The organism is Sedimentibacter sp. (assembly GCF_033447055.1).
GTDB lineage: Bacteria > Bacillota > Clostridia > Tissierellales > Sedimentibacteraceae > Sedimentibacter.
In genome coordinates this window covers 1-5,223 of record NZ_JAWQJF010000127.1, presented here as the reverse complement: position 1 = coordinate 5,223, position 5,223 = coordinate 1, and the positions used below count along the sequence as shown (strand labels likewise).

At 31.5% G+C, this 5,223-nt stretch carries 7 protein-coding genes and 1 riboswitch; of the genes, 6 read left to right on the top strand and 1 reads right to left on the bottom strand.

Translation table 11 applies throughout. From position 1 onward, the window contains the following. The 6 genes from SA378_RS08680 to SA378_RS08655 form a co-directional block, all read left to right on the top strand. The coding region (locus tag SA378_RS08680; protein ID WP_318525593.1) for a formate/nitrite transporter family protein at window positions 1-551 on the top strand (551 nt) is incomplete at its 5' end. A 23-nt stretch (window positions 552-574) separates the two neighbouring features. Then, a complete protein-coding gene (locus SA378_RS08675) occupies window positions 575-1,204 on the top strand; it encodes a cyclodeaminase/cyclohydrolase family protein (protein ID WP_318525592.1) in 630 nt (209 codons plus the stop codon). 35 nt (window positions 1,205-1,239) lie between these two features. Beyond that, window positions 1,240-2,103: a bifunctional 5,10-methylenetetrahydrofolate dehydrogenase/5,10-methenyltetrahydrofolate cyclohydrolase gene (locus SA378_RS08670; RefSeq protein ID WP_318525591.1), complete on the top strand. Its 864-nt coding sequence runs from the start codon at window positions 1,240-1,242 to the stop codon at window positions 2,101-2,103. Between the two features lie 11 nt (window positions 2,104-2,114). Further along, window positions 2,115-2,211: riboswitch (THF riboswitch) on the top strand. A 41-nt stretch (window positions 2,212-2,252) separates the two neighbouring features. Continuing rightward, window positions 2,253-2,783, top strand: coding sequence for a folate family ECF transporter S component (locus tag SA378_RS08665; protein WP_318525590.1), 531 nt, complete (start codon window positions 2,253-2,255; stop codon window positions 2,781-2,783). A 516-nt stretch (window positions 2,784-3,299) separates the two neighbouring features. Further along, the gene (locus SA378_RS08660; protein ID WP_318525589.1) at window positions 3,300-4,178 is read left to right on the top strand and encodes a hypothetical protein; all 879 of its coding nucleotides are present in this window, start codon (window positions 3,300-3,302) and stop codon (window positions 4,176-4,178) included. Beyond that, window positions 4,178-4,744, top strand: a complete 567-nt coding sequence (locus SA378_RS08655; protein WP_318525588.1) for a hypothetical protein — start codon at window positions 4,178-4,180, stop codon at window positions 4,742-4,744. Before SA378_RS08660 ends, SA378_RS08655 begins: the two co-directional genes overlap by 1 nt. A 142-nt stretch (window positions 4,745-4,886) precedes the next feature. On the opposite strand, the gene SA378_RS08650 is transcribed toward SA378_RS08655, so the two are convergent. Continuing rightward, window positions 4,887-5,129 (bottom strand): DUF3343 domain-containing protein, encoded by a 243-nt coding sequence (locus SA378_RS08650; RefSeq protein WP_318525587.1) that lies wholly within the window; start codon window positions 5,127-5,129, stop codon window positions 4,887-4,889. Window positions 5,130-5,223 lie beyond the last annotated feature (94 nt).

Genomic DNA, 5,223 nt, shown 5'->3' with positions numbered 1-5,223 from the left:
GATTAATGCTCATAGTCTTGGTGGGAGGAGAACTGTATACAGGAAACTGCCTCATGACTTTTGCATACCTACAGAAAAAAATTAAACTTGGAGAGTACACTAAAAGCTTGCTTCAGGTATTCCTGGGCAACTTGATAGGTGCATTAATAGTTGTTGGGCTTTTGTATTTTGGAGGAGTTTACAACAATACAGCACTTTCTGAAACAATAGTAAAAATTGCAAATTCAAAGTTATCACTTACATTCATGCAATCTTTGTCAAGAGGAATATTATGCAATATTTTAGTATCACTTGGAGTTTGGTTTGCAACAACAGCCAAGGACACTACAGGAAAAATTCTCGGATGCTGGTTTCCTGTAATGCTTTTTGTTATTTGCGGCTATGAGCACGTTGTTGCAAACATGTTTTATTTACCCATGGCAGCAATTTTTGATCATTCTATAACCGCTGCCAATGTAATAATTGATAATTTTATTCCCGTAGCCTTGGGAAATTTCATAGGTGGAGGAGTATTGGTTCCAATGATGTATTATAGAGTTTACCACAAATAATTATAATCTATTGAGGTGAAATTATGCTTACAGAATTATCGTGCCGTGAATTTGCTCAAGAGCTTGCTTCAAAAAAACCTATTCCAGGCGGCGGTGGTGCGGCTGCTCTGACGGCAGCCCTTGGAGTAGCATTAAATACCATGGTTGCAAATTATTCCATAGGAAAGAAAAAGTTCATGGACTGCAGGGAGCAACATGAGGAATTGATTGCTAGGGGAGAAGCTTTGAGAGAAAAGTTTGTTGATTTAGTAAATAAGGATGCGGAATATTTTGAGCCCTTGTCAAGAGCTTATGTAATGCCTTCAAATACAGATGAAGAGAAAAAACTAAAGGAACAAGTTCTTCAAAAATGTTTGAAAGAAGCATGTTCTGCACCAATGGAAACGCTGGTATGCACTTATGAAGCAATACTTTTGCATAAAGGAATACAGTACATATCATCTAATAACATAATAAGCGATGTAGGAGTAGGAGTGCAGTTTTTAAAGGCGGCTCTTAACAGTGCTTACTTGAATGTTCTCATTAATTTAAATTCCATAATTGATGAAGATTATGTAACTAAGCAGAAAGCAGAAGCAGTAAAATTAGTAAGTGAAGGAATAATAATAGCTGACGAAGTTTATAATATGGTTCTTAAGACAATAAACGGATAAACATATGCAGTAAGTTTTTTTCACAGGAGGTTAAGATGTCTGTAGAAACAATGAAATTAACAGGAAAGCCTGTTGTTGATTTTTTAAGGGAAAATATAAAAGAAAGAGTTACAAAATTGAGTATTAAAGATATAGTTCCCAAAATGCTGATTATCAGGGTGGGAGCAAGAGAAGATGATGTATTTTATGAAAAAAGCATACTAAAAAATTGCAGCATGCTAGGCATTGAAGGAACAGTAAAGGAACTTTCGGCAGATGCATCAATGGAAGAGCTCATAGGTATAATTAAAGAAGCCAATGTCAATGATGAAGTTCACGGTATTATGCTTTTCAGACCGCTGCCAAAACATATGGACCAGGAGAAAATATCCAACATAATCAATCCTTATAAAGATGTAGATTGCATGTCTCCTCTTAATATGGAAAAGACCTTTGAAGGAAACAGTAGGGGTTTTGCACCGTGTACACCAAAGGCAGTTGTTGAAATGCTTAGGTACTACAAAATACCTATGAATGGAGCAAACATAGTTGTTGCAGGAAGAAGCCTTGTTGTAGGCAAACCTCTTTCAATGCTTCTTTTAGATGAAAATGCAACAGTAACCATATGTCATTCAAAAACTAAAGATATGAAAAGTGTGACAAAAAATGCAGATATTGTGATTACTGCCATAGGTAATGCAAAGTTTATGAATGAGGACTTCTTTACAGAAGATTCAATTGTTATAGATGTGGGAATCAATGAGGACGGTAGCGGCAAGATTTGCGGTGATGTGGATTATGACAGAACTTTTGGGAAGGTCAAGGCATTGAATCCTGCTGCAGGAGGAGTTGGAACCATAACAACAACAATACTTTTGGATCAAACAGTAAAAGCATGTGAAATGTTTGTTGTAAAATAATTTAAATATTAATTAGAGTAGAAACCAGTGCGTTAAGTACCGAAGGATGGGAAGTTGCCTTCGGGCGAGAAGCTTTTAAGCTTGCGATACAGTTTCGCATCCGCTATTTAACTTGCTTCTTTCGTAGTTGGAACAATGGAAGGAGACTTATGTACAAAAAAATATCCAGAGATCTTAAATTTGACACAAGTTCTGTAGCGATGATGGGGACATTGATAGCGATTGAAATAGTGCTGTCAAGATTTGCATCCATCTCAGCATGGAACATTAAAGCAGGTTTCAGCTTTGTCCCCATAGCAATAGCTGCAATGATTCTTGGTCCTGTAAAGGGAGGAATTGTTGGAGCAGTGGCCGATTTTATCGGAGCTGTTTTATTTCCAATCGGAGCTTATTTCCCGGGATTTACACTTACGGCATTTCTTACAGGGGCAATATACGGCATTTTCTTCCGTGAAAAGCAATCCCTTGCAAGAATTGCCGGTGCTGTAGTAATCAATGAGCTTATTCTGAGTTTGTTTTTAAACACATTATGGATATCAGTTTTATATGGTGCATCTTACTGGCCGCTGTTTTTTACTAGAATACTGCAATGTGCCTTTTTAATTCCACTTCAGCTTTGCACAATATATCTCATATCCAAATCTTCAATAGGAAAGATTACAATGCAAATGTACAGATAATTAATTTAAGGTGTATGCATTTTGGTTTTGTAACACAAAACTAAAACTAATTAAATATGAGCAACGAATAAAGCAAAATGGTTTTCAAAGTCGGTTAAAGATTCGAAATCCTTTTATTATTATCCTATTCCATTTGAATAGGACTTTTTTCTTTGCCTTCGTCTGTGATCATTCCAACTATTGTAGAGATGTTTCATCATATATTCTGGTTCCATATTAATTAGTTTAGCCATCATGTACTTAAGTTACAAAGCTCTATTTTCTGATTTGCATAAACTATAAATTTTATATGGATTTTTAGAAATAAAACCTAATTAAACTATGTCTTTAAGGAAAAATAATAAAAAGGTTGTGATATAATTAAGAAAGGGCTATAAACATTAATTTTTGTAATTTAAATTCTTAAAATAGAAGTTTAAAGAAATTCATTTTTTAGAGCTGTTAATTATGACATTTGAATGCACGATTACTAAGTTTATGGTAAAATTAATGCATTAATATTAGGAGAGTAGACTAATGAATAATACAAGAAATAACTCATTAAAATATGGCTTAATAGTTGTTATGTTATCTTTTGCTATAAACGTGATTTTTTACATGCAATTTTCTTTAGATGAAACAGTGTTTTTAAAACATTATTACGAAAGAGATATACATGACGGTTCATTTATGATTATTCATTTCATTTCGAATTCTAATGATAACAGGAAAATAAATGAAATAAGCTTCCCACAGATGCCTGATGATTTCGCCTCAGTTGTATTTAATGATTTTAGCAATAATTTTGATAATGGGTATTATAGGGCTGAAAATTTTGCTCATTATAATTATAATGAATTAATGATAGAATTCCGGTATAATGACAAAAATTATGATGTGGAAAATAATGAAGAAAGCATTATTTTGAATAAAGCTGTTATAAAATATAATAATGGCGATATACAGGAAATTGATATCGGTAAAATTGTACTTCATAAAAACATGAACTACTATGATTTTATTGATTCAACTTATAGTTCATCATCTAATAATTTTACTGCTTCAACAGTAATGGAATCACAAAAAAATATTATTATTGAAAATATTGAGTCTGTATTAGATAAAGAAACAAGTGGTTTTATGGAATTGAAACTCAATGGGGTAAAAACTGAGGAATTAAAATATCCAATAAGTGTGAATATGGGAGATTCGTTGAATTTTGATAACAAATTTCTATATCATTTAGATGATATGCGAAAATATAATGTATACGATGTAGAAAAAAGGTTATTAATTTCAGACTCTGAAGGTAATAAAGGATATGAAGTAATTCGAAATTTGGATTATTATCCTATTGAATTTTTTCTGACGGAAAAAGGCATTAGTGAATTTTTGAAGTACATAGGGGTGAAATAATGAAACAAGGATATAAAAAAATATTTTGGGGATTCTTGATAACTATATTTAATATTAACCTTGGACCAATTAATATTTTACCGAATTTTTTGGGGTATTTAATAATAGGTTCAGGATTAAATTTAATACAAAATGAATTTGCAAACATAAATTTTAAAACAGCAAATAAAGCATCGAATTTCCTATTATTATATTCTATATTTGCGTATATAATATTTAGTATGATTTTTAACGATGGATACCAATATAAAAATATTATTGAAACAGGAGTTTTTGTTTTTGGAAGTTCAATAAGTTTAATTATGGTATTTAATATTTTTTCAGGAACAATAGAGTTATACATGAATAAGGAACAAAGAATATATGCTGATAATCTAGAAAATACACAAAAAGTATATACAATTCTTAATTTCATAGGGCTTTTGTTAATAGCTTCATCGATAAACATTTCAAACGAAGTTTATAATCTTGTCTCGGTATTATATTTGTTTGTTATTCAGTTGTATTTTGCAATTGTAATAAGCAAAATCAGTAAAACTTTTAATGAAGATTTAATTGAACCTTAAGGCATACCGGTGGTAGGTGTTTTAGGGAGTATAACAAATTACAAAGTAATTAATAAAATAAGCAAGTATAGTTCTGTTAAATATAAAAGAAGATATTTGAACAACAAAAGCAATTAAAAAAAGCAAGGTATTCTTGCTTTTTTTAATTGCTACTCATGTACATGAGTTCATATTGGTTTTTTGAAATATCTTTATAAATGCTTTCAACTTCTGATTCAACTAAATCATCTGTATTTCCGTTGAATGTTATTTTAGCGCATATCCCGCAGCTGGAGCTTAATTTTCTTGGTACAGGTTGCAATAAGCATGGAATGTCAAGCTTTTGCATTTTTTTCTCGAATTTTATTGCACCAGAATGAGTAAAAAATACTATTATATAAGTCATTTTTGACCTTTTACTACGGATACATCATCATGGGTTTCAATTTCAATTGAATATCCCTTGCTTGATAAAAATTTTTTAACATTAGTTTTTGAAG

What these genes read in the sequence shown, in the direction of transcription:
- SA378_RS08670 (WP_318525591.1), top strand. Translation starts at nt 1,240, where the DNA reads ATGTCTGTAGAAACAATGAAATTAACAGGAAAGCCTGTTGTTGATTTT.
- SA378_RS08650 (WP_318525587.1), bottom strand. Translation starts at nt 5,129, where the DNA reads ATGACTTATATAATAGTATTTTTTACTCATTCTGGTGCAATAAAATTC.
- SA378_RS08660 (WP_318525589.1), top strand. Translation starts at nt 3,300, where the DNA reads ATGAATAATACAAGAAATAACTCATTAAAATATGGCTTAATAGTTGTT.
- SA378_RS08675 (WP_318525592.1), top strand. Translation starts at nt 575, where the DNA reads ATGCTTACAGAATTATCGTGCCGTGAATTTGCTCAAGAGCTTGCTTCA.
- SA378_RS08655 (WP_318525588.1), top strand. Translation starts at nt 4,178, where the DNA reads ATGAAACAAGGATATAAAAAAATATTTTGGGGATTCTTGATAACTATA.
- SA378_RS08665 (WP_318525590.1), top strand. Translation starts at nt 2,253, where the DNA reads ATGTACAAAAAAATATCCAGAGATCTTAAATTTGACACAAGTTCTGTA.